Origin of the sequence: Chelativorans sp. J32 (assembly GCF_000518985.1) — a bacterium.
Classification (GTDB): Bacteria; Pseudomonadota; Alphaproteobacteria; order Rhizobiales; family Rhizobiaceae; genus Chelativorans.
This window is the reverse complement of the sequence record NZ_JAEQ01000019.1, coordinates 25,588-47,859: the sequence shown is the minus strand read 5'-3', so window position 1 is coordinate 47,859 and position 22,272 is coordinate 25,588. Positions and strand designations below refer to the sequence as shown.

The following is a 22,272-nucleotide window of genomic DNA, read 5'->3' as shown; positions in this document are numbered from 1 at the left end:
CATGACGCTCGTTCATCAAGTCGAACCGGACAAGATCCCGGTCACGATCCTGACCGGATTCCTCGGGTCGGGGAAGACGACGCTCCTCAACCACATCCTCACAGAGCGGCACGGCCACCGCATTGCCGTCATCGAAAACGAGTTCGGCGAGGTGGATGTCGATTCCGACCTGGTGCTGTCGTCGGAAGAGGAGATTTTCCAGATGCAGAACGGCTGCATCTGTTGCTTCGTCGATGTGAGAAATGATCTGATCGACGTTGTGAAAAAGCTGCTCGCGCGAAAGGATCGTTTCGACCACATCCTGGTCGAAACCAGCGGGCTAGCCGATCCTACCCCCGTTGCCACCGCTTTCTTCGTCGATGAACACGTCGGCAAACATGTGAAGCTCGATGCCATAGTCACCTTGGTGGATGCGAAGCACATCCAGCAACACGTCAACGATCCGCTGCTCGATGGACGCGACAATCAGGCCGTCGACCAGATCGTGGCTGCCGACCGGATCGTGATCAACAAGATCGACCTGGTGGAAGATCCCGACCTTGTTGCGCTGGAGAAGGACATCAGGAAGCTCAATGAGACCGCGGGGCTTCTACGGTCCAGCTACGCGAAGGTAGAGCTGGAAAGCATTCTGGGCATCAGCGGGTTCACACCCTCCTATGTTTCCGAGCGCGCGAAGCTGCTCGATCTCGACGGACACGATCATCATCATCACCACCATCATGTCCATGATGCCACCGTGACCTCCGAATCCTTCATATTCCAGCAGGCTTTCGATGAAGATAAGCTTCGGCGGCATCTCACCGGACTGCTCGACGCGCGAGGCGACGATATCTTCCGGCTGAAGGGCATTATCGCCGTCGAAGACGATCCGCGCTTCCACGTTCTGCAGGCGGTTCACAGACTGCTGGACCTGCGGCCCGATCATCCCTGGGGAAAAGACCGTCCCTATACCAAGATGGTCTTCATCGGGCGAAACCTCGATCGGGCGGAACTGAAGCGAGGGCTCGTCGCCTGTCTGGCGTAAGCCAGCGGCGGACATGGCAGCGGCTGCATTGCCATGTCCAAGGCGATCTCGCGTCAAACCCGAGTGCTACGGCGGCGGGTTCTCCCGTTCATCGCCAATGGATTGGCGGTTTCGATCAGGAAATCCCTCATCTGCGCCGCCGCCGGGGAGAGCATCCGCTGGCGGCGTTGCAGAAGGGAAATTTCACGACTGATTGCCGGCTCGATCAATTCCACCGCCGCGACGTCCACATTGGTTGCGAGTTGGCGTGAATTCTCCGGCAGCACCGCAACGCCCAGTCCCTCGGCAACCATGGCGATCGCCGTCGTTGAAAAACGCACCTCGTATTTCGTCCTGATCTCGGCGCCCATGGATATGAATGTGCGGTCCACGATGTCGCGCAAGGGATTTTCCTTGGCAAGCCCTATCACGATCTCGTCCGCGAGCTCCGACCAGCGTACCTGCGTCTGTTCGGCCAAGGGATGAGCCGCCGGACAGATCAGCATCAACCTGTCTCGCATCATCAACGTCGTCTCGATTTCCGGGTCATTGCCCGAGACCGTACCGACTCCGAGATCGACCTCGTTGCGCTTCAAGGCCGGCCGTATCTCCTCCTCGGGCATGTCCCGGATCTCGACGGAGATGTCCGGATATCTCCGGACAAATTGCGCAATAACCGGCGGCAGTAGCGTGGCTGCGAGGACGATGGCCGAAGCCACAGTCACCCGGCCGCGCCGCAGAAAGGCAAGGTCCTGCACGCTCGCCACAGCGATTTCCAGATCCTCGAGAATTTTCCTGGCCTGAGGCAGGAATTCCCGACCCGCGCTCGTCAAACCGACCATGCGGGTGTGGCGGTCGAACAATCTGTGCTTGAGCGCCGCTTCAAGTTCCCTGATCAGAATGCTGACGGAGGATTGCGTCAGGTTGAGCTGTCCGGCGGCAAGGTTGAAGCGGCCGAGTTCAGCGACCGCCACGAATGCCTGGAGTTGCCGGAGCGTTACGTTCAACCGCTAGCTGCCTCTCAACGGAGTATCCCTTACAGGATAGGCTGCATTCGAATTCTTTTTCAATCCGGCAGAAAAGCTCGGATTGTTTCAAATTATTGAATGAGCGGTGGCATCACGCCTCTATCGCACCTGCGCGGTTATGCAATCGCTGGGCTTCTTCTCTATTGCCTGCCATTAGAAGGCCGATCTCCTCCAACCGGGCTCGGTCGGGCGGAACCTCGCCAAGGAACTGGCCCTCGAACATGACAAGGATGCGGTCGCATATTGCGAATAGTTCCTCCAGCTCCGTAGAGATGAGGAGGATCGCCTTGCCCTTCTCCTTCTGCTTCAGCACCTCCTGCATCACCAGTTCCGTTGCGCCAATGTCGATGCCGCGCGTGAGCTGATTGATGAGCAGGAAATCCGGGTTGCGGGCGAGTTCGCGCGCGACGACCAGTTTCTGCTGGTTGCCGCCGGACAGGTTCTGGATCGCTTCACCCGGGTGGGAAGCCTTGACTTTGAAGCGCCGGATCAAATCGCGCGTGTGCTCCGTGATTTCGCCGAAACGCAGCATGCCGCGCGAGGAAAACGGCGCCTGGTCATAGCGCTGCAGGATTACGTTTTCGGTGAGCGGCAGCGGCAGCACGATGCCCATTTTGTGCCGGTCTTCCGGGATGTGCGAAAGCGGCCGGTGATTGATCTCGCTCGATGTCAGGCCGCAAATCTCCTCGCCATTGAGGCGGATACTGCCGGAGGCCGCCGGCAGCAAGCCCACCAGGGCGAGAGCAAGTTCGCTCTGCCCATTGCCTGAAACGCCGGCTACGCCGACGATTTCGCCCTGGCGCACTTCGAAGGACACGCCGCGCACGGCAGGCAGGCCGAGCTCGTTGTTGCAGGAAAGATTTTCAACGGCGAGCACCACCCGGCCCGGGCTTGTCTGCGCGCGCGGCAGGTCCATCAGGACGTCACGACCCACCATCATCCGTGCAAGCTCGCGCGGATTGGTTTCGGCAGTTCTGGTCGTGAAAACGACCTTGCCGTCCCGCATCACGCTGACGCGGTCGCTCACGCGCATCACCTCGTCCAGCTTGTGCGAGATGAAGATGACCGTCTTGCCGTCTGCCACCAGGTCGCGCAGGAGTGCCAGAAGCCGGTCCGCCTCCTGAGGGGTCAGCACCGCTGTCGGCTCATCGAGGATCAGCAGGTCAACCCCGTGATAAAGCACCTTGAGGATTTCCACACGTTGCTGCTCCCCGACGGAAAGGTCGTGGATACGGGCATCCGGCCGCACGTCTAGCCCGTAGCGGTGGCTCAGTTCGCGGATACGGGTACTCACCTGCTTCATGTCACGAATGACGCGCAGCGGCGAACCGTGGCCGAGTACATAATTCTCCGCAACCGTGAGGTTCGGGACCACCATGAAATGCTGATGCACCATGCCGATGCGGTGGCGGATCGCTTCCCTGGGCGAGCCCAGCCTCAGCGGGCTGCCCTTGAAAACGATCTGACCTTCAGTCGGCGAGAGCACGCCGCAGAGAATGTTCATCAGAACGCTCTTGCCGGCGCCATTCTCGCCGAGAAGGGCATGGATCTCCTTCTCTTCTACTTCGAGATTCACGCCGGCGCTGGCGATCACCGGGCCGAAACGCTTGTGAATGTTTTCCATGCGCAGGAAAGGTGTCGCACCCATGATCCGCCCTCAACCCTTGCGATAAGGCACGCCAAGCATGCTCGGTGTATCCACACGGTTGCGGACCAGGATGAGCGCCGCGATGGTCATCACATAGGGGAGCGCCTGAAGCGCCTGATAGGGGATGTGCAGCGCCGGCTGAGCCTGGAGCTGGAGTTGAAGCGCATAGAAGAGGCCGAAGAGCAGCGAAACGAAAAACGCCCCTATCGGAGACCAGCGGGCGAAGACGACGACCGCGAGCGCGATGAAACCGCGCCCGGACGCAATCCCCTCCACGAACTGGTTGGAGTGGCCGAGCGTCAGATAGGCACCTCCGAGACCCGCGAGCGAACACCCGATGAGCACGGCCCCATAACGATAAAGCGCGACGCTCCTTCCGGCGATGTCGACGGCCTTGGGATGCTCGCCCACCGCTCGAAGGGTAAGGCCGAAGGATGTGCGGTGGAGGATGAATACGGCCGCGATCACCACCAGAAGGGTGCCATAGACGAGGATGTTGTGCCGGAAGAACGCCTCGCCGACGAATGGCAGATCGCTCAAGCCCGGCAGGTTCAGCGACGGTGCGATTTCCACGCCGCGGCCGGTCGAGACGAAATATGTGCGGTAGAGAAAGGCTGTGAGTCCCAGGCCCAGCAGGTTCATCGCCGCGCCAACCACGATCTGGTCGGCTTTGATGGTGATTGTGAACAGGCCGAAGAGCAAACCCATGAGCGCGCCGCCGGCGACCGCCATGAGCAGGCCCAGCGCAAGGCTGCCGGTCCAGAATACGGTGGCAAAACCGGCAAACGCACCCACCAGCATCACGCCTTCGATGCCGATATTGAGAACACCGGCGCGCTCCGAAAACACTTCTCCGATCGAGGCATAGACCAAGGGAGCAGCAAGCCGCCAGGTGGCACCGAGCGTAGTGGCGATAAAGCCGAGTGTGACGATGTCGTCCATGGACCTCTCCTATTCCGAGGGCCGCGCGGAGCGGAACCGGTAGACGCCGAAGCCGACCACCGAGAGAATGACGATGCCTTGGATCACCGAGACCAGGACCTGCGGCACCTGCGCGTTGATCTGCATGATTTCGGAGCCCGAGCGGAGCACCGCGAAAAGTGTGCCGGAGAAGATCGCGCCGACCGGATTGTTGTTGGCAAGCAGCGCCACGGCGATGCCTTCGAAACCATAGCCCGGGGAGATGTTCTGATAGAGACGGAACGTGACGCCGGCGATCTCGAACGCGCCGGCCAGCCCGGCCATGGCGCCGCTGATGGAAATCGCCAGCAGGATGTTGCGCGAGACGCTCATGCCGGCGTATCGCGCCGCATGCGGGCTGATCCCGACAACGCGCACAGCGTAACCGGCGCTGCTACGAAAGAGGAAAATGTAAGCAGCGATCGCCAAAGCGATGGCGATGAGTATGCCGATATGAAGCCTTGTGGGCGGCAGGATCTTCGGCATCCACGCCTCTCGAAGCAGCCGGGCCGACTGCGGATAGGCGGCGGCCGCGTCCTTTAGCGGCCCGGTGACCAACCAGCTTGTGGCTATGATGGCGATATAGTTGAGCATGATCGTCGTGACGATCTCGCTGGCCCGGAAATAGATCTTGAGCAGACCGGCGATCGCTGCCCAGGCCGCACCGGCCAAGGCACCCGCAAGGATCACCAGCGGTACGTAGATCCAGGATGTCAGCCCTGGGAAAGCGATGCCGACGGCGGTTGTCGCCACGGCACCGGCATAAAGCTGTCCCTCGGCACCGATGTTCCAGATGCTGCAGCGGAAAGCGACGCAGAGGCCGACACCGATCAGGATCAGCGGCGTGGCCTTCAGCAGCACTTCGGCAATGGAGCGGGTATCCTGGAACACGCCACTGAGCATAACCGTGAAGATGTCCCAGCCGTTGAAGCCATTCAGAGCGAGGAGCAGCGCACCGCACCCCATTGAGACCAGCACGGCGGCGGCAGGCATGGCAACGGCCTGCCACGTCTTGGTGAACGCGCGGCCGAGACCGTTCAAAATATCCGAACCCGCGCTCGGCGAGCGTTCGCTATCGATGTTGGCCATGAACGTCTATCGCAGTTGGATGGGGCCGCCCGTGCCGGCGGCCTTGAATGCTCTGGCGAGGATCATTTTTGCCGTGTCACGATCTCGCCGGCCGCGATCTTCGCTTTGACGTCCTCGATCTCCTTACGCAGCTCTTCAGGAACGGGATGTGCGGCTTCGTCACTCAGGGTGAATTTCATCACGTCCGCATCCGCCAGACCGAAGTCTACATTGGATTCCGGCCGCTGGCCTTCCATGATCCCCTTGACGATGCGCACGACGCCCTGGGCATAGTCGGCGACATATAGCCCCAGTATGTTCTTGGGCGCTACCTCGGTGAAGTCGCTGAAAATGCTGAAGGTCTTGACGTCGGGACCTGACTCGGCAATCGCCTGATATCCGCCCACTGTCGCACCGGACGCATTGGGCACGACGAAATCAGCACCCTGCGCGATCATGCCGAGCGCTGCCTCCTTGGCTGCCGAAATGTCGGTGAAGTTACCTATATAAACCTGATTGACCTCGAAAGCCGGGTTGGCGCCCTTGGCTCCATTCACGAACCCTTCGAAGGCCTGCTGGATCGGGGGGATCTCCATGCCGCCGACGAGACCCGCCTTCTTACCCATTTTCGCGGCGATATAGCCCATGAGGTAGAAGGGCTGGCTGGTATCCGTATTGAGCCCGATGACATTGTCCTCGTGGATATAGCTCGAGGAAATGAGGAATGTGGTGTCGGGAAATTCCGGCGCGACCGTAAGGGCGGCATCCTGAAACTCGAAGCCATGGCCTAGGATCACATTGAAGCCCTGGCTCGCATAATCGCGAAATGCCTTCTCGAAGGAAGCCGGGTTCTGCTGCAATTCGACATAGCTCACTTTGGCGCCGAGTTGCTCCTCCACACCTTTCAGCGCATTGTAGCCGATGCGGTTCCAGCCTTCCTCGCTGACGCTGCCCGGCACGAGGAGGCCCATCTTGAACTCCCCGTCCTGAGCCATTGCCGAGGCAGAAATGCCGGCGAGAAGCAGCCCTGCCGCTCCTGCCAGGCATGCTCTCCGTGTAAGATTCATGCTATTCCTCCCTTTATTTGTTCCCCTGAAAAAGGCGTGGATCACTTCGCTCTGGTCTGTATCTCCCCGGCGACGATCTTCGCCCTTACCTGCTCGACATATTTGCGTATGTCTTCCGGGACCGGTTTGTCCGCCCCGTCATTGTAGGTGAACTTGATCACGTCCTCGTCCTTGAGGCCGAAATCGACATTGGTCTCCGGCACCGCGCCATCTCTGATCCCGGACACGATGCGCACGATGCCCTGCCCGTAATCGGCGACAAAAGTGCCGGCTATGTTCTTGGGAGCGACCTCGGTGTAGTCGCTATAGACGCTGAAGGTGCCGATGCCGGTCCCCGCTTCCCGCACCGCCTGGATAACGCCCAGCCCCGCCGAATTCGCATTGGGCACGACGAAATCGCTTCCCTGGGAGATCATGCTCAGCGCGGCTTCCTTGGCGGCCGTCGCATCGGTGAAGCTGCCGATATAGACCGTAGAGACAGGGAAGTTCGGATCGACGCTCTTGGCGCCGTCCATGAAACCTTCGAAGGCCTGTTTGATCGGGGGGATCTCGATGCCACCAACCAGCCCCGCGCCCTTCCCCATCTTTGCTGCGATCACGCCCATGAGGTAAAAAGGCTGGCTGGCGTCGGTATTGAGACCGATGACGTTCCCCTCGTGCACATAGCTCGACGAGATGAGAAAAGTCGTATCGGGGAATTCCGGCGCGACCGTCAGCGCAGCATCCTGGAACTGGAAGCCGTGGCCCAGGACGACCTGATAGCCCTGGCTCGCATAGTCGCGAAACGCATTCTCGAACGCGGCCGGATTCTCATGCAGCTCCACATAGCTGATCTTGGCGCCCAGCTCCTTCTCCACGCGCTTCAGCGCCTCATAGGCGATGCGGTTCCAGCCCTCCTCCGCCACGCTGCCTGGCACCAGCAGGCCCATTTTGAATTCGCTCTGGGCCTTTGCGGGACCAAAGCCAATGGCTACGGCCAGCACGGCAGCTCCCGCCAGGAAGCCCCGTCTCTTGAGTTTCATGATGCTCCTCCCTTTTCATCATGCGCTGGTTTGAAGGCCTCAGCTCACCTTTTCGATCATTCTCCCCTCCGCTTCTGCGGTTTCGTTCTCGTCCACAAAAACGGGCCTCCCTCTGGCGAGGACCTGCACTCGGTCAGGCCCGCCCGCCACAAGCGTGTCCACGTCCTCACAATCGGTGACGACCATATCGGCCCAGGATCCCTCCTTCAGCCCGTATCCCTCAAGCCCCATAAGCTGGGCAGGAATGTCCGTGATCATCGAATAGACGGCCGGAAATTCGGACGCATAGAGATGGCCCGCCAAAAGCGTCCAGCGCGCGATTTCCAGCATGTCTCCGGATCCGGTGGGCACGAAGGGGTCCTGGATATTGTCCGAAGCGGTCGCCACGGGCACGCCGGAACGCACCAGATCCGCCACCCGCGTAAGCCCACGCGGGGGCAGCACATCGTGGGCGCGGCCCTGCAGGTAGAGATTGGCGGCTGGCAGCGTTACGACCCCGAGATCCAGCTCCAGCATCTCGTCGCGTATCCGTTCATAGTCCGAGCGTGGCAATGCGCTCAAGACGGAGCAATGGCTGAGCACGGTTCGGCCTTGCATGCCATACTTGCGAACCCGTTCGAAGACCGCATCGAAAAGCGGGCGCGAGGTGTCCAGATGCTCATCCAGGTGAAAGTCGAGCGGTCGACCATGTCGGACGGCCGCCTCGAAGAGGATATCCATATAGCGCAGCGGATCCTCGGCCACGGCCGGCGTGCCGCCGACCGCATCGGCGTTTTCGACGGCGGCGTCGATATTCTCCTCCAGCCAGTCGAGATCCTGGTTTGGGTGCGGCGTCATGAAGGCAACGAGCTGCAACGTCAGCCGATCGCTCCATTCCTGCCGCAACGCTGCAAGCGCGTTGATACCGTTGAAGCCGGCATCCTTGTCGATATTGATGTGGCTGCGAATGGCCGTGGTGCCCCTGCGCAGGCAGCGGGACATGGTGCGGGCCGCACGCCGGGTGATGTCTTCTGGAGGCGCATTGCGCGCGTAGACCGCGAACGCTTCCCGTGCCCCCTGCAGAGTGCCGGAAGGGTTGGGAGCGAAGCGAAGCACGCCTGTCTTGTCGAGATGCTGGTGAGCATCGACAAAACCGGGCGAAATCAGCGCGCCGCTAACGTCGATCCGCTCTATTCCGGATGGCGCCTCGATGTCTTCGGCGATCCGCTCGATCCGGCCCCGTTCGGAAACCAGGACATCCGCCCGCCTTGCAGCGCCGCCGCTTTCGACGACGCGTCCGCCGAGCAGCACGTACGGACCCTTGCTCTCTCTAAAACGGTTCCAGCAAGATGCCCGCATCAGCCGATTTACCCTACCGTTCATTCAGGATTTTTGGAGTTTATCGACGGCCCATTCATCAGGCAAATTTATTATTCATATAAATTGTTTGTCGTTTTTGAACAATTGCGGCGATGCAGCGTCGATGATTATGGTGCGGAAAATCCAGCGGTTGCGCCGCCTATTCGCTTTTCCGGAGTTCCACCTGTGGCGAGGGTGATCTCGTCGGCCGCAGCACGTATCGTTCGTCCGAAAGCCTCGTCCCTGTCTGGCGTCACTCGAACGGACGGACCTGATAGCGAGATCCCCGCGACCGCCTCACCATATTCGTTGAAGATGGGGGCGGCCACGCAACGCATGCCTCTCGTGCGCTCCTCATTATCCACGGCCCAGCCGCGCGCGCGAATACGTGCTAATGCTTCCAGCATCTTCTCCCGGTTGGTGATGGTCGTGTCGGTGAAGGTTTCAAACCGATGCCCATTCAGCAATGCCTCGATTCGCTCCGGACGCTGGAAGGCCAGCACCGCCTTACCTATGCCCGACGCGTGGATCGGCCCGCGCGTTCCCGGACGGAAAAAAGCGCGAATGGGCTCATGCGTCTCCACTTGTGTCAGGAACACCACCTCGCCTTGATCGATAATGGCCATATTCGCCGTTTCACCGGTTTCATGCATGATGCGTTGCAGAACCGGTCTCGCCTGCTCAACGAGTTTCGTGCGGCGCAGAAAACCGGTGCCGATCCGATAGGCCTCGATACCGATCTGCCAAAGCTGCGACCCCTCGTCGAAGGTGACGATCTTGTGCGCCTCGAGCGTGATCAGGATACGGTAGACCGTTGCAGCGGGCTGTCCGGCGGCGCCTGAAATCTCCGTCAGCGACATGCCGTCGCCGCCTGCCACCACCCGCAACACGTCGATGGCCCGGTCGAGCGCTCGAATGCGAGTACCGAGCCCGCTGTCGTGGAACGACCTCGGCCTGCCCCGCGCTCTCGACGTCTCCATCCTGCCCTCCCCTGAAGCTGAAAAACTATAAATCTTTTTTGCTTCAGCAACTTGGCATTTTTCCGGGTAGAATAAAATATTTTTTCAAAAAAATTGCTGCATATGTCCAGCCCAGCTATGGTTGCTCACATTGAGGTCGCTATGAGGAGGCTTTTGCGATGCGCATCGAAAATCCCGTCTTTATTCCGGGCCCCACGAACATACCGGAGCGGCTGCGCCGGGCAGTCGATTTCCCGACCATTGATCATCGTTCGCCAGCTTTCGCCAAGATGTTCGAGCCCGCCCGTGAGGGTGTGAAGCGCGTATTGAAGGCACCCCATAGCGAAGTCCTGATCTTCCCATCGACGGGTACCGGCGGTTGGGAAGCCGCCATTACCAATACACTGTCGCCGGGAGACCGCGTGCTCGCCGCCCGTCACGGCATGTTCTCCCGCCGCTGGATCGACCTTTGCCTTGCGCATGGGCTCGACGTGCAAGTGATCGATCGTCCGTGGGGCGAAGGCGCTCCGGTCGATGCTTTCGGAAAAGCTCTGGCTGCCGACCGCGAGCATAAGATCAAGGCGGTTTTGGTCACCCATAACGAGACGGCTACCGGCGTTCGCTCGGATGTGGCCGCGGTGCGCCACGCTCTCGACGCGGCCGACCACCCCGCCCTACTCCTGGTTGATGGCGTGAGTTCCATCGCGTCCATGGATTTCCGTATGGAGGAATGGGGCGTGGATATTGCCGTCACCGGATCGCAAAAGGGCTTTATGCTCCCGCCCGGCCTGGCGATCCTCGGTGTAAGCCCCAAGGCGCTTGCTGCAACCGAGAAAGCCGGGTGTCCACGTGCTTTCTTCGATTTTCGCGCGATGCTAAGTGCTAATTCTGCGGGCGGATATCCCTACACGCCACCCGTCAGCCTGATCCGCGGCCTCGCCGAGGCGATCGCTATGCTGGAGGAAGAAGGGCTGGAGAAAGTCTTCGCTCGCCATCGCCGCATCGCCGAGGGCGTGCGCCGAGCCGTATCGGCCTGGGGCCTCGAACTCTGCGCTGCGGAATCGTCGCTATACTCGGATACCGTAAGCGCCGTCCGCGTGCCGGAAGGTTTCGACGGGACGAAAGTCGTCACGCTTGCAGCGCAGAAATACGACGTCGCCTTTGGAGTCGGGCTGGGCGATGTGGCGGGGAAGGTCTTCCGCATCGGGCATCTCGGCGCCATGACCGACGTGATGGCGCTTTCCGGCATAGCGACGGCGGAAATGGTCATGGCCGATTTGGGCTTTCCCATCCATCTGGGGACTGGTGTCGCAGCAGCTCAGGATTATTACCGCCAGACCGCAGCGACCGACATTGGCCTCTCAAAAGCCGCATGACGGTTGGCTGACATCTTGCTGAGGACGTCGGTCGCCGGAGCAGTATCAACGAATGAGGCGTGGCTTGGACTCCAATCCACGCCTCATTGCAAACGACCGAACGTGTCAGGCCATCGCGCCTAAATGATCGATGATCTCATCCAACAAGTCGTTTTCTCGAACAAAGTCTCGCCCGCATAAGGCGTTGAAGATCTGGACACCCGCCTGGTGGAGCGGCAAGGCGACTCCTTTCCGTTCGGCCAGCTTGACCAGCGGCACGATCCCGAAAGGCACGTCCTCCGTTATAAAGCGCGTCTCCAGCGATGTGGGACCGGGTGGTCCCTGACGCTGTTTGTGAACCATCGCGGCCATCTCGGCGATCGGGTGTCCTTCGGGGAACCCGAAGGTGAGCCGGTAATGTTCCTCGACCGTTCGAACCTTGACACCATAGGCGTCGGCCAAGGCCACCCGTTCCTTGTCCAGCGCTTCGATCAGCCGAGCGACCGAGGGCGTAATGCCGTCGTAATTCGCCCAGTATTCCGCCTTCTCGATCCGCGTGAAATTGCACAGAGCGCTTGCCAAGTGGATGGGCGGGTTGAGATTGCCGAGGGCAATCGCAAATATGTTTGGAACAAGCCGAAAGCGCTCCCCGAACAGGGACCTGCACAGGTCCAGGCACGCCTCTCCCCTCTCGCCGGGAAGCGCTGCGATTTCGAGCAGTTGCCTTACTCCGCCAACGGCAATGCTGGTGGGTCCGGTACGCCGGCTCATCAATACTGTCGTCGCCCAGGCGGCGACGTCGGCTGCAATACCGCGCGCAGCCAAGGCGCGGCTCAGGTAATAGGCGCTAAGCGACAATTGCGCACTGACGATGAGGGATTGGCCGTCCCGGGCGAACGGGACAATGACGTCGATGACCTTGCGATGACCATAGCCCGGCACGGCAATGATGATCACATCGGACGACGCCATCATCTCGGCTGCCGACGCACTGACCTTGACTGCGAACCTGCCCTCTAACACGCCGGAAACTTCGAGTTCCGTGCCAACGAGAGGGCGGGAACTGACGCCGGAGGGAGACCAGACCGTTACCTGATGTCCTTCCTTCAGAAGGAAGGCGGCATAGCCAAGCGCTATGCCGCCGCACCCGGCAATGCCGACCTTCATAGTTCCAGGCCGTAGATTTCGCGGGCAGCCTCCTCGGAAATGCGGTCCTCCCGCAGATCCTTCAGAACGAGGGCGCGATCGCGCTTTTTCGGATCGCCATATCCCCCGCCCGAAGACGCCACCATAGCGATCGACTGGCCGGGACCGACCTGCCCGACGCGCCTGTGAAGCGGTGCCACGCCCTCTCCGAGCTCAACATTCGTCGTGGTGCCGTCCATTCCACCAAAGAGGCCCCAAGGCGGCACTATGGCATTGGTCCCACCGGCCGAAACAGTAGCGGTATGATCAAGCGCCTTAACCTTGCGCCGAATGGTCATTCCACCACGCCACTGGCCCGGGCCGCCCGAATCCTTCACCAGTTCATACCGCTCGACCATGATCGGGTGTTCGAATTCCAGCGCCTCGATCGGGATATTCGCGGTGTTGGTGGTGTGCACTTGCACTCCATCCAAGCCGTCCTTGCCGGCGCGGGCTCCCATGCTGCCGCCGCACATCTCGTTATAGACGTAAAAGCGGTTCGTCCTCGGATGAATGCCGCTGAAGGTCATCAGCCCCCCGCCCGTGCAGGCGGCGCAAACCTCCTCCGGAATTGCCTTGGAGAGGGCTGCAAAGATGAGGTCGACAAGACGCTGAGCGGGGTCTGTGCGGCTATAGACGGCAGCAGGCTCGACTGCGTTGAAGAGCGAGCCCTCCGGCGCGGCGACATGGATGGGCCGGTGAAAGCCTGAATTGGCGGGAATGTCGGGGTCGACAAGGGTTTTCACGGCGAAATAGACCGTGGCAAGCGTTGCCGTATAGACCATGTTGATCGGTGCGCGCACCTGTTCCGGGTTGCCGGAGAGATCGAAGAAGATCTCGTCGCCGCGCACCTCGATCCTGACCTTGAGGTCCATCACCTCATCAACCAGATTGCTATCGAAACGGCAGCTATGCTCGTAAACCCCGTCCGGGATCTTCGCTATGCCCGCGCGCGTCTTGCGATCGGCATAGTTCAGGATTTCGGCGCTCGCCGCCTTCACGACCTCCTTGCCGTATTTGGTGCACAGTGCCTGATAACGCTGGACGCCCAGCCGATTGGCCGCCATCTGCGCGCGGAAGTCGTTGATGCGTTCCCGCGGCACCTGGCAGTTCAACAGGATCAGATCCATGACGTCCTGCTGCAGGACACCCTTTCTATAAAGCCTGATCGGCGGGATGCGCAGGCCTTCCTGGAAGATATGCTTATGGCCGCGATCGACGAAATCGGAATGGTGCGCCAGATTCGTGACCCATGCGACCAGCTCCCCCTCGAAGAAGACCGGCTCGAGGAACACGATGTCATTGAGATGCGTGCCGCCGCCGGTATGGGCGTCATTGCCGACAAACACGTCACCCGGCTCGACCGTCGAGATATCGACATGCTTCAGCACATATTCCGCGATCCCCAGGAGAGAGCCCAAATGGATGGGGATCCGCTCGGCCTGTGCGATCGTGCGGCCTTCCGCGTCGAAAAGCACCGTCGAGCAGTCCTGCCGCTCCTTGATGTTTGTGGAGTAAGCGGCGCGGACGATTGCCTTGCCCATCTCCTCTACAATGGTGGAAAGCGCGCTGCCGATCACCTCCACGGTGACGGGATCGACGTAAAGGCCTGACGCGGCAGTAGGATTGGAGTTCTGGTTCATGCTTTCCACTCGATCAGGAGATTGAGGTAAGGATCCACCGTGGCTTTCTGGCCAGGGAGGATGAATGTTGTGGAATCCATCTGCTCGACGACGGCGGGGCCGGCCACGACATGCCCGGGCCCGAGCCGCTCGCGCTCGTAGAGGGGGCATTCCGTGAAGCTGCCGAGTTCGGGCAGATATACTTTCCTCGTTCCGACGATGGCGTCCTCAGCCTTTCCGGCAGCAGGCGGATAGCGCTTCAGCTCGGCTTTCGGCACATGGCCGATCGCCTCGACGCGTAGCGTCGTCGCCTGGATCGGCTCTTCCTCGGCTATATAACCGTAGAGCTGCTTGTGAGCGCCTTCGAACCGCTCCCTGATCGCCTTGATCAGTGCTTCGCCCGTGGAATCTTCCGGCCAGTCGATCGTCAATTCATATGCCTGGCCGCCATAGCGCACATCGATCGCAAGCCGCAGCGTGCGCGCCGCAGGCGGGATCGCCTCCGCCTCGAACCACTCATCCGCACGCTCGCGAAGCTGTGCGAAACCAGCCTCGATCATCGGCAGAGCTTCAAGCGACAACGGTGACATACGGGTGAGCGAGATGTTCGTCCGCAGGTCTGCCTGAAGAAGACCGATGGCACACATGATGCCGGGGTGCTTCGGGATGAGAAGCTTCGGTATTTCAAGTTCCTTGGCAAGGCGCGCGGCATGGATCGGGCCCGCCCCGCCGAACGCCAGCATCGTGTAATCGCGCGGATCGTAGCCACGCTCCACGGAGATGACCCGGATGGCCTTTGCCATATTGGCGGTCACCACGCGAATGATACCTTGTGCAGCCTCCATCACACCGATGCCAAGCTGCTCGGCCAAGCGCGCCACAGCCTGTTTGGAAGCTTCTGCGTCGATCGCCATCCGGCCATTGAGCAAGTGCGTCTGGTTCAGGATGCCGAGCACGATATTGGCGTCGGTGACGGTCGGCTCCTCATTGCCGAGCCCGTAGCAGACGGGGCCGGGATTGGCGCCGGCGCTGCGCGGCCCAACCTTGAGGAGGCCATTGTCCACATACGCAATCGAGCCTCCCCCAGCACCGACGGTGTGGATATCCAGCATCGGCACTTTCAGGGGATAGCCGTGGACCACGATATCGTTCGCCATCTGCGGCTGGCCGCGATCGATGAGCGCGACATCGCTCGACGTTCCGCCCATATCGAAGGTGATGAGGTTCTCGATGCCCGTGGCCCGGCCGAGCTCGACGGCCGCGGTGACGCCAGCGGCCGGCCCGGAGAGCACGGTACGCACCGGCTGGTTCTTCGCCGTTTCGCAGGAAATGACACCGCCATTGCTCTGCGTCAGATGCGGCTCGGCGGAAATGCCGGCCTCCAGCAATCTCGGAGTGAGGCGGTCGAGATAGGTGCGCATCACGGGTCCGAGATAGGCGTTCACCACCGTGGTGGAGGTCCGCTCATATTCGCGGAATTCAGGTGCGATCTCGTGGGACACACTCAAAAACGCATCCGGAATCTCTTCTAGAACGATCTCGCGAATGCGCTTCTCGTGCCCGGGCTCGATAAAGGAGAAGAGGGTGCAGATGGCGATTGCCTTGACGCCCTTCGCCTTGAGTTCACGAACGGCGTTCCGGACGTCGTCCTCATTGAGTTCCTGGGCGATCGTACCGTCGAAAAGGACCCGCTCGCGCACCTCCATGCGCTTGTCACGCGTGGCAAGGATCGGTGCTTTTACGCTCTGGAGCGAATAGAGTTCGGGACGCTTCTGCCGGCCGATTTCCAAAACGTCGCGGAAACCTTCGGTGGTGATCAAACCGCAATCGGCGCCGCGCCCCTGGATGAGCGCATTGGTGCCCACGGTCGTGCCGTGGCCGAAGTAAACGACGGAGGCCGGATCCCCTCCCCCGGGCATAGCACCGAGGCCCTGTGCGACACCCTCCGAAATGCCTTCCGAGGGATCGGACGGAGTGCTGGAGATCTTCCAGACGAAGACTTCCGATTTCTCCTCGTCGAATATGCAGATGTCAGTGAAAGTACCGCCTGAATCGACGCCGACCCGAAAACGGGAACCCCTATCCTTTAACAAGCAAGCCTCTTTGGGTCTGATTGGATTTGTTCAAAAATTGGCGCCAAAATTAGCCAATGTCAACCAAGGAAAGTTGTGCTAGAAAATTTGTCCGCGTCTTTTCGGACGTGCAGTCGCAGCAACGGATGGAGGATTTGTGAGTACGAGCGCGGTTCGAGAATCAGGTTCTCTCGCCGAACTGATCGAAGCCGACATCTATAGCGGCGCGCTTGCGCCCGGGATGTGGCTCAAGCAGATCGATCTGGAGCAGCGCTACAAATGCGCCCGTCTCGCTTTGCGTCACGCGCTGGAGCAGCTCCATTCGCGCAAGGTGGTTCAGCATATCCCCAATCGCGGTTATTACGTGCCTCCCATCGACAGCGAACATGTCCACAATATCCTGCGCGCACGCGCGCTTGTGGAAATGTCCGTTGTCGAGGAGTTGATTCAAAATATTACAGATGAATCCCTGGCGCGCCTTTCCTACCTCGCCAGCGTGTTCGCAGAAACGGTCAAGACCGGTACGGTCCTGGAGCAGGACAGCGCGAACCATGCCTTCCACCGGGAGCTGCTTAAATCCTGCCGAAATTCGGTGATGGTGGAAATCATCTGGGACTTGCGAATGCGTGTCCCCCTTGCCGCACAGCGGGCGAGCAACACCCCTGCAAAGCTTGAACGCTCGGCGCGGGATCACTTCGAAATGATCGAAGCTCTGCGCACCAAAGACGCGGATCGCCTGCGCATGATCACCGAGCGGCATGTGAGCCAGTACCACTTCGGATCCGGTGATCGGTAGACTCCGATTCTAAGGACGTCAGGCAACCCGGAAAAATTATATTTGAAATTGGCGCCATTTAATGTTCTATCTTTTTAGTATGAGATTGGCGCCAAGCATCGGCGCCCAGCTCTCGGCTGCATGTCCGGAGGAGTAAGATGCCGACAGTGACACTCAACGGGGCAACATTCGTCTACGACGATATCGGCGATGAAGATGCAGACGTCATCGTAGCCCTTCATGGAGGCCGAGGCATCGGCGATCGCCGCGGAGAGTTCTCCGCGTACAAGGCGCTTTCGGACAATTATCGCCTGATCGCCTACGATCAGCGCGGTTGCGGCGAGACGAGCCTGACGCCGCCATACACTTTCGAGCAGTTCGCCGACGATGTGGAAGCGTTCCGCCAAAATCTTTGCGGCGGTCGCAAGATCATTCTCCTCGGCGGCTCGTTTGGGGGCATGATCGCGCTCACCTATGCGGTAAGACATCCCGAAGGGCTGTCACGACTCATCCTGCGGGGCACCGCTGCGAGCCACCACAACGAGGATGACGCATTCGTCACCTTCAAGCAGCGTCTCCACAAGGCGCCGAGCGCTTCTGTGCGCATGCTGGAGAAGCTCTTCTCCGACCAGGTGAAGGACGACATGGAGCTGCGCCTTATCTGGCTTGCGCTCCAGCCGCTCTATTACGAGAATTTCGATCCGGATGCGGCCCTGGAACGTACCCGGACCATGCATTTGCATGCCGAAACCCACAATGCGCTGTTTGCCGAGCGCATTTATGACGTCCGGGACCAGCTCAAGGACATCGCGGTCCCCACACTTGTGATCTGCGGGGCGGAAGACTGGATCTGCCCGCCCAACCACTCCCGGCTGATCGCAGAGAAAATTCCCAATGCGGAATTGCTGGAAGTGCCGGGCGCCAATCACGCTGTTCACATCGAAGCGAACGACGTGGTCGTCGCCGCTGTGCGGGATTTTCTGGCCCGCACACAGCCATCCCAAAGCTAAGAGGCAATCGAGAAGAACGAGGGAACCAAAATGAATGGGATATTCCGCACTACAGTGTTTATGGGTGCAACGGCGGTTGCGCTGATCGGATCACCGGCCCTCTCGCAGGAGAACGATACCGTCACCATCGCTTTGCGGGTGGCAGTGAACACTCTTGATCCGCACATGACCGCTTCCGTCGGCTCCGACCTCAGCGTTCTGAGCCATATCTATCCCGCGCTTATCCTCCGCGGTCCCGATCTGAAGCTCCAGCCGGCGCTCGCCGAAAGCTGGGAGATGACGGATCCGACCACCTGGCGGTTCAAGCTCAAATCGGGTGCACATTTCGCGAATGGCGAAAAGCTGGATGCGGCCGCGGTGAAATGGAATCTCGACCGCGTGCGCGACGACGCCGTGGGAGCACGCATTGCAGCCTGGTTCGAACTGGTCTCCGAGGTGACCGCAATCGACGAAACGACTGTCGAAGTAAAGACCTCCTCGCCATACCCGGCATTGGCCGACCAGCTCTCGATGTTCCTCCTGCTGCCGCCGGAATGGGCGAAGACCCACAATCCCGCGAACGAAACCATGTCGGGCGGTCCCTATGTGGTGAAAGAGAATGTGCCGGGCGACCACATCACCCTTGCGGCCAATCCGGACTACTGGGGGCCGAAGCCCGAATTCGAGACGGTTATCTTCCGCACTATTCCGGAATCCGCGGCCCGCACCGCTGCACTGGAAGCCGGCGAGGTCGATCTTATCACGGGCGTGCCTGCCACGGAGATCAAGCGGATCAATGAGAGAGGCGCCGCCGAGGCGGGCGCGATCGACTCCATCCGCATGATGCTGGGCAAGTTCAATCACCAGAAGGCGCCGATGGAGAATCTGAAGCTCCGTCAGGCGATCAATTATGCCATAGACAAGGAAGGTATCGCCCAGGCCATCTTTGACGGCAATGCGACGGTTGCCAACTGCCAACTCCTGACCCCTGCCTATTTCGGCTACAATCCTGACCTGAAGCCCTATCCCTATGATCCCGAAAAGGCGCAGGAGCTTCTGGCCGAATCCGGCGTGGACCTGAGCCAGCCAATCGAGATCGAGATCCCCGTCGGTACCTATCTGCAGGGCGAGGAGGTCACCCAGGTCATCGCTTCCCAGCTTCAGGAGGTGGGCCTCAATGTGAAGATCACCGAAATCGAGTTCGGTGCCTTCATGAACAAACAGCTGAAGGCGCGCGACCTGGCACAAATCGCCGTCCAGGGGCTCGCCTGGCCCACGATCGATGCCGATGGCATGCTGACGATGTTTGCTCCCGGAAATGTCTACGATTATTGGAACAATGCCGAGTTCGGGGCTCTCCTGGACAAGGGCCGTGCCTCGGTGGATCCGGAAGAGCGCAAGAAGATCTATGCCGACGCCACCAAGCTGATGTGCGAAGAGGCAGGCGCTCTGTTCCTCTATGCGCAGCCGGCCACCTATGGCATTTCGAAGCGCATCAGCTGGCAGTCGCGGGGCGACGACTGGGTGCGTGCGTTCGACATGACGCTGAGGAACTAACGTTGCGGATGGCGCAAGCCATCGGCCAATTCAGCTCGACTGAAGCCACCGCATGATGTTCCACATGGCCCGATCGCCTGCGATCGGGCCACCCCGAGCTTGCGTCGGAAGACAGGAGCAAGAAACTTGATTCAGCAAAAGTCCTTTGAGGGGCTTGCCAACCTCGAGAAGAGGCTTGCCGAAGACCTTTCCTACCTGCAGCTCCCGGCAGCGGAATGGGTGCCGGTAACGGAGTTCAACGGAAGGCGGGTTCTGGACGTCGCCATCGTCGGTGGCGGCATGTGCGGACTGGTCGCCTCTGCCAGCCTGAAATTGCTCGGCATCACCAACACCGTCTGCCTAGACCGCGCTCCCGAGGGACTGGAAGGCCCCTGGGTGACGTTCGCGCGGATGGAGACGCTGCGTTCGCCGAAGCAGCTCACGGGACCTGCACTCGGACTGCCGGCCCTGACCTTCAGGGCGTGGTATGTGGCGCAATTTGGCGAGCAGGCCTGGGAGGCGCTCGGCAAGATACCGAGAACCCAGTGGATGGAATACCTGGTCTGGTACAGGAAGGTCCTGTCGCTTCCCGTCCGTAACCGCGTCACCGTCCTGGAACTCAAGCCAGCCCGTGACGACCTCATCGAGATCGCGGTGCGAGACGATGCCGCTGGTTCGGTGGAGACGCTCTATGCGCGCCATGTCGTGCTTGCAACCGGTCGCGACGGGTTGGGCGGCGGCCATGTGCCCGACTTCGTGCGGACCGTGAACCGCAAATTCTGGGCCCATTCGGCCGACGATATCGACTTCGCGCAACTGAAGGGGAAACGGATCGGCGTCGTCGGCGCGGGCGCTTCCGCCATGGACAATGCCGCCACGGCGCTGGAGGAAGGAGCGGCGAGCCTCGACCTTTTCATACGCCGCAAGGATCTGCCCCGGGTGAACAAGTTCACCGGCATCTCAAGCCAGGGAGTGGTTCACGGCTTCGCCGGCCTTGAAGATGCATGGAAATGGAAATTTCTCGATTACGTGTTGCGCGCCCAGACCCCGCCTCCTCGGGATTCCACGCTTCGCGTCTCCCGCCATCCGAACGCCCGCTTCCATCTGGGCACGCCGGTCATCGGCTTCGAGGAACGCGGCGGAGCAGCGGTCATCAAGACCCCTAAGGGAGATTTTGACCTCGATTTCGTGATCTTTGCGACCGGGTTCAAAGTTGACCTCTCCCAGCGGCCCGAGCTGCAACACTTCGCGCCGTACATTCGCTTCTGGCAGGACAGCTTCACGCCGCAGCCGGGGATGGACAACAGCGAGCTTGCGACTTCGCCCTATCTGGGTACCGGTTTCGAGTTCACCGAAAAGACACCGGGAAGCTGCCCCGCCCTCAAGCAGATCCACTGCTTCAATTATCCGGCCACACTGAGCCACGGAAAGCTTTCCGGCGATATTCCCGCCGTTAGCGACGGGGCAAACCGCCTGGCCAAGAGCATCGCTCGAAGCCTCTTCGTGGCCGATTGCCAGCTTCACTTCGAACGCCTCGTTGGCTTCGACACGCCTGAACTGCTGGGCGACGAATGGGCAGATGCCGGAGAGAATGCCGTTTTGGAGCAAGATACCGCAGGATGAAAAGGTTGAGCACCGTGTTTGATCCCGTGTGCCCTGCACCGCCTTCGGGTGTAAGCCCGGTCGTGCGAGCGCGGCGTTTTGCGAGGGCGAGGCTTTAATGGCTCGCTACCTCCTCTCTAAACTGTTTGAAGCCGCCCTGGCCATCTGGGGGGTGGTGACGATCGTGTTCTTCGTCAGCCGTGTGCTGGGCGATCCGACAGTGCTTCTGCTGCCCATGGGCGCGAGCCAGCAGGATATCGACACCTTGCGCGCAGCACTCGGCCTCGATCGGCCGATCCTGGAGCAATACGGCATTGCGCTCCTTTCCATGCTGCGGGGGGATTTTGGAATCTCCTTCCAGCATACGCGGCCGGCGCTCGACGTGGTGCTCGAACGCATGCCGGCGACAGGCATGCTCGCCGGTACGGCTCTTTTCTTCGGCACGCTCATCGGTGCTGTGGCAGGCGCCATCGCGGCGCTGCGCCGCGGCACGATTTCGGAATTCGTCGTGATGACGGCGGCCCTTCTCGGGCAGGCCACGCCGGTCTTCTGGCTGGGCATCATGCTCATCCTGTTCTTCTCCGTGCAACTGGGCTGGCTCCCAACCGGAGGCTCGGGAAGCCTTGCCCATCTCATCCTGCCAGGCCTCACGCTTTCGGTCTTCGTGTCGGCCTCGATCGCCCGCCTCCTGCGCTCTTCCCTTCTCGACATCATGCGCGAAGACTATGTGCGGACAGCGCGCGCAAAGGGGCTGATGCCGAGAACCGTTTTCTTCTGGCACATTGCACGCAACGCTCTCATTCCCGTCGTGACCATGATCGGCATCATTGCCGGCGAGCTTCTCGGAGGGTCGGTGGTCATAGAGACGGTATTTGCCTGGCCGGGAGTGGGCCGCGTCATCATGCAGGCTATCCAGGCGCAGGATTTTCCGGTCATCCAGGCCGGCGTGGCGCTGGTCGCCGTGATCTTCGTCGTAACAAACCTGCTGGTCGACCTCCTCTATGGCGTGCTCGATCCACGCATTCGCCAGCGGTGAGGAACTC

General features: G+C 60.5%; 18 protein-coding genes. 7 read left to right on the top strand and 11 right to left on the bottom strand.

Annotated features, from left to right (window positions below; genetic code table 11):
- The first annotated feature begins 1 nt into the window (after position 1).
- Positions 2-1,024: a GTP-binding protein gene (locus CHEJ32_RS0119740; RefSeq protein ID WP_028035333.1), complete on the top strand. Its 1,023-nt coding sequence runs from the start codon at positions 2-4 to the stop codon at positions 1,022-1,024.
- Positions 1,025-1,077: 53 nt separating this feature from the next.
- Here the strand turns inward: CHEJ32_RS0119740 and CHEJ32_RS0119735 are convergent, their stop codons facing one another.
- From CHEJ32_RS0119735 to bhcR, 8 genes are all read right to left on the bottom strand, one after another.
- A complete protein-coding gene (locus CHEJ32_RS0119735; protein WP_028035332.1) occupies positions 1,078-2,010 on the bottom strand; it encodes a LysR family transcriptional regulator in 933 nt (310 codons plus the stop codon).
- A gap of 112 nt (positions 2,011-2,122) precedes the next feature.
- Complete coding sequence (locus CHEJ32_RS25410) at positions 2,123-3,679, bottom strand: ABC transporter ATP-binding protein (protein WP_051469785.1); 1,557 nt, start codon at positions 3,677-3,679, stop codon at positions 2,123-2,125.
- Between the two features lie 9 nt (positions 3,680-3,688).
- The gene (locus CHEJ32_RS0119725; RefSeq protein WP_028035331.1) at positions 3,689-4,621 is read right to left on the bottom strand and encodes an ABC transporter permease; all 933 of its coding nucleotides are present in this window, start codon (positions 4,619-4,621) and stop codon (positions 3,689-3,691) included.
- Between the two features lie 9 nt (positions 4,622-4,630).
- Positions 4,631-5,632: a sugar ABC transporter permease gene (locus tag CHEJ32_RS25405; RefSeq protein ID WP_034658842.1), complete on the bottom strand. Its 1,002-nt coding sequence runs from the start codon at positions 5,630-5,632 to the stop codon at positions 4,631-4,633.
- Between the two features lie 158 nt (positions 5,633-5,790).
- Entirely contained in the window at positions 5,791-6,774 is a 984-nt protein-coding gene (locus CHEJ32_RS0119715; RefSeq protein WP_028035330.1) for a BMP family protein, read from the bottom strand.
- Positions 6,775-6,815: 41 nt separating this feature from the next.
- Entirely contained in the window at positions 6,816-7,796 is a 981-nt protein-coding gene (locus CHEJ32_RS0119710) for a BMP family protein (protein ID WP_028035329.1), read from the bottom strand.
- Between the two features lie 39 nt (positions 7,797-7,835).
- On the bottom strand, positions 7,836-9,134 hold the full coding sequence (locus tag CHEJ32_RS25400) for an amidohydrolase family protein (RefSeq protein WP_084032872.1): 1,299 nt from the start codon (positions 9,132-9,134) through the stop codon (positions 7,836-7,838).
- Between the two features lie 128 nt (positions 9,135-9,262).
- Positions 9,263-10,114, bottom strand: coding sequence for an HTH-type transcriptional regulator BhcR (bhcR, locus tag CHEJ32_RS25395; RefSeq protein ID WP_034658813.1), 852 nt, complete (start codon positions 10,112-10,114; stop codon positions 9,263-9,265).
- A gap of 158 nt (positions 10,115-10,272) precedes the next feature.
- Between bhcR and bhcA the strand changes: the two genes are divergently transcribed.
- The gene (gene bhcA / locus CHEJ32_RS0119695; RefSeq protein ID WP_028035328.1) at positions 10,273-11,469 is read left to right on the top strand and encodes an L-aspartate--glyoxylate aminotransferase BhcA; all 1,197 of its coding nucleotides are present in this window, start codon (positions 10,273-10,275) and stop codon (positions 11,467-11,469) included.
- 105 nt (positions 11,470-11,574) lie between these two features.
- Here the strand turns inward: bhcA and CHEJ32_RS25390 are convergent, their stop codons facing one another.
- Genes CHEJ32_RS25390 through CHEJ32_RS0119680 form a run of 3 tightly spaced genes read right to left on the bottom strand, consistent with a single transcriptional unit; the run spans position 11,575 to position 16,348 of the window.
- On the bottom strand, positions 11,575-12,615 hold the full coding sequence (locus CHEJ32_RS25390; RefSeq protein ID WP_051469783.1) for an NAD/NADP octopine/nopaline dehydrogenase family protein: 1,041 nt from the start codon (positions 12,613-12,615) through the stop codon (positions 11,575-11,577).
- On the bottom strand, positions 12,612-14,276 hold the full coding sequence (locus CHEJ32_RS0119685) for a hydantoinase B/oxoprolinase family protein (protein WP_028035327.1): 1,665 nt from the start codon (positions 14,274-14,276) through the stop codon (positions 12,612-12,614). Before CHEJ32_RS0119685 ends, CHEJ32_RS25390 begins: the two co-directional genes overlap by 4 nt.
- Positions 14,273-16,348 carry a hydantoinase/oxoprolinase family protein gene (locus tag CHEJ32_RS0119680; RefSeq protein WP_028035326.1) on the bottom strand — a complete coding sequence of 692 codons (2,076 nt, stop codon included), beginning with the start codon at positions 16,346-16,348 and terminating at the stop codon, positions 14,273-14,275. The genes CHEJ32_RS0119685 and CHEJ32_RS0119680 overlap by 4 nt, the downstream gene beginning before the upstream one ends.
- Before the next feature lie 136 nt (positions 16,349-16,484).
- Between CHEJ32_RS0119680 and CHEJ32_RS0119675 the strand changes: the two genes are divergently transcribed.
- From CHEJ32_RS0119675 to CHEJ32_RS0119655, 5 genes are all read left to right on the top strand, one after another.
- Entirely contained in the window at positions 16,485-17,123 is a 639-nt protein-coding gene (locus CHEJ32_RS0119675) for a GntR family transcriptional regulator (RefSeq protein WP_028035325.1), read from the top strand.
- A gap of 137 nt (positions 17,124-17,260) precedes the next feature.
- A complete protein-coding gene (locus CHEJ32_RS0119670; RefSeq protein ID WP_028035324.1) occupies positions 17,261-18,112 on the top strand; it encodes an alpha/beta fold hydrolase in 852 nt (283 codons plus the stop codon).
- Between the two features lie 30 nt (positions 18,113-18,142).
- Entirely contained in the window at positions 18,143-19,648 is a 1,506-nt protein-coding gene (locus tag CHEJ32_RS0119665; protein ID WP_034658812.1) for an ABC transporter substrate-binding protein, read from the top strand.
- Between the two features lie 126 nt (positions 19,649-19,774).
- The gene (locus CHEJ32_RS0119660; protein WP_051469782.1) at positions 19,775-21,250 is read left to right on the top strand and encodes an NAD(P)-binding domain-containing protein; all 1,476 of its coding nucleotides are present in this window, start codon (positions 19,775-19,777) and stop codon (positions 21,248-21,250) included.
- 97 nt (positions 21,251-21,347) lie between these two features.
- On the top strand, positions 21,348-22,265 hold the full coding sequence (locus tag CHEJ32_RS0119655) for an ABC transporter permease (RefSeq protein ID WP_028035321.1): 918 nt from the start codon (positions 21,348-21,350) through the stop codon (positions 22,263-22,265).
- Positions 22,266-22,272 lie beyond the last annotated feature (7 nt).

Coding starts and splice junctions, on each gene's coding strand:
- CHEJ32_RS25400 (WP_084032872.1), bottom strand. CDS start 9,134: ATGCGGGCATCTTGCTGGAACCGTTTTAGAGAGAGCAAGGGTCCGTAC.
- bhcA (WP_028035328.1), top strand. CDS start 10,273: ATGCGCATCGAAAATCCCGTCTTTATTCCGGGCCCCACGAACATACCG.
- CHEJ32_RS0119715 (WP_028035330.1), bottom strand. CDS start 6,774: ATGAATCTTACACGGAGAGCATGCCTGGCAGGAGCGGCAGGGCTGCTT.
- CHEJ32_RS0119665 (WP_034658812.1), top strand. CDS start 18,143: ATGAATGGGATATTCCGCACTACAGTGTTTATGGGTGCAACGGCGGTT.
- CHEJ32_RS0119710 (WP_028035329.1), bottom strand. CDS start 7,796: ATGAAACTCAAGAGACGGGGCTTCCTGGCGGGAGCTGCCGTGCTGGCC.
- CHEJ32_RS0119740 (WP_028035333.1), top strand. CDS start 2: ATGACGCTCGTTCATCAAGTCGAACCGGACAAGATCCCGGTCACGATC.
- CHEJ32_RS0119670 (WP_028035324.1), top strand. CDS start 17,261: ATGCCGACAGTGACACTCAACGGGGCAACATTCGTCTACGACGATATC.
- CHEJ32_RS25390 (WP_051469783.1), bottom strand. CDS start 12,615: ATGAAGGTCGGCATTGCCGGGTGCGGCGGCATAGCGCTTGGCTATGCC.
- CHEJ32_RS0119655 (WP_028035321.1), top strand. CDS start 21,348: ATGGCTCGCTACCTCCTCTCTAAACTGTTTGAAGCCGCCCTGGCCATC.
- bhcR (WP_034658813.1), bottom strand. CDS start 10,114: ATGGAGACGTCGAGAGCGCGGGGCAGGCCGAGGTCGTTCCACGACAGC.
- CHEJ32_RS25405 (WP_034658842.1), bottom strand. CDS start 5,632: ATGCCTGCCGCCGCCGTGCTGGTCTCAATGGGGTGCGGTGCGCTGCTC.
- CHEJ32_RS0119725 (WP_028035331.1), bottom strand. CDS start 4,621: ATGGACGACATCGTCACACTCGGCTTTATCGCCACTACGCTCGGTGCC.
- CHEJ32_RS0119685 (WP_028035327.1), bottom strand. CDS start 14,276: ATGAACCAGAACTCCAATCCTACTGCCGCGTCAGGCCTTTACGTCGAT.
- CHEJ32_RS25410 (WP_051469785.1), bottom strand. CDS start 3,679: ATGGGTGCGACACCTTTCCTGCGCATGGAAAACATTCACAAGCGTTTC.